Origin of the sequence: Xanthovirga aplysinae (assembly GCF_009711365.1) — a bacterium.
Taxonomy (GTDB): domain Bacteria; phylum Bacteroidota; class Bacteroidia; order Cytophagales; family Cyclobacteriaceae; genus Xanthovirga; species Xanthovirga aplysinae.
Map to the genome: position 1 here is coordinate 1 of NZ_SMMB01000332.1, position 1,153 is coordinate 1,153.

Sequence of the window (1,153 nt, forward strand, 5' to 3'; positions counted from 1 at the left end):
TCTGTTAATCTTTTTTTGGGTACAAGATGAACTGAATTATGATAAGCATCATACCCAAATCAACCAACTTTACAGGCTTTGGACTGATATCCGTTTAAACGGGGAAAATACCAGACAAACCCTAACGCCAGGGCCAGCCGCAGTAGCATTGAAAAATGAATTTCCAGAAGTAAAGCAAGTGAGCAGAATGCGAAAGGCGGGCACCCCTTTTATTACTTACAAAGAAAATACCTTTAAAACCGAACAGGCGGCTTTTGTTGACTCCACCCTATTTGATGTTTTTTCAATTCCATTGGTAAAGGGTGATCCTAAGAAAGCTTTAACGGACCCACAAACGGTGTTAATAGATGAAACAACAGCCAATAAGATATTTGGGAAAGAAGATCCAATTGGCAAAACCCTCATTATCGACCATAAATACTCCAATAAAATAAGTGGGGTATTTAAAGATTTTCCGGAAAATTCACATTTTCATTACCGTGTTCTCTTCCCTATGGTAAGCGTGGAAAACTATATGAAGAATCAGAACTGGTTTGACTATAATTATCAAACCTATGTGGTACTACATAAAAATGCGTCTCCTGAAGCTCTTGAGGATAAATTCCCGGATATGCTCCAGAAATATGTTGGGCCTCAATTAGAACAAGCCATAGGAATAAATCTGGATGAGTTTGTAAAAAGTGGAAATGGCCTAGATTTTCATTTTCAGCCTGTAAAAGACATTCACCTTTATTCTTCTCTAAATGAAGAACTTGAGGCTAATGGAAGTATCACTTATGTATATATTTTCTCTGTTATAGCCATTATCATTCTTTTAATTGGCTGTATCAATTATATGAATTTAGCCACTGCCCGTTCTGTAGAACGTGCCAAAGAAGTCGGAATTCGGAAATCCATTGGAGCATTCCGTTCTCAGCTTTTATTCCAATTTCTTTCAGAGTCTTTACTCTTAAGTTTACTTTCACTTTTATTAGCAATAGGTTTGGTGGAAATTAGCCTTCCAGCTTTTAATCAATTGGCGGTCAAATCCCTATCCTCCAACTACCTGAATAATGGGCCATTATTATATACCATAGCAGGAATTATTTCGATTGTTGGCATCCTTTCAGGAGCCTATCCTGCTTTCTTTTTATCTGCCTCTGATCCGGCAAAA

The 1,153-nt window shown here is 37.5% G+C and carries 1 protein-coding gene; it reads left to right on the plus strand.

Features of this window, described 5'->3' with window-relative positions; genetic code table 11:
* Positions 1–1,153, plus strand: a 1,153-nt coding sequence (locus E1171_RS01000) for an ABC transporter permease (RefSeq protein WP_155203212.1), incomplete at both ends; no start/stop codon positions are given.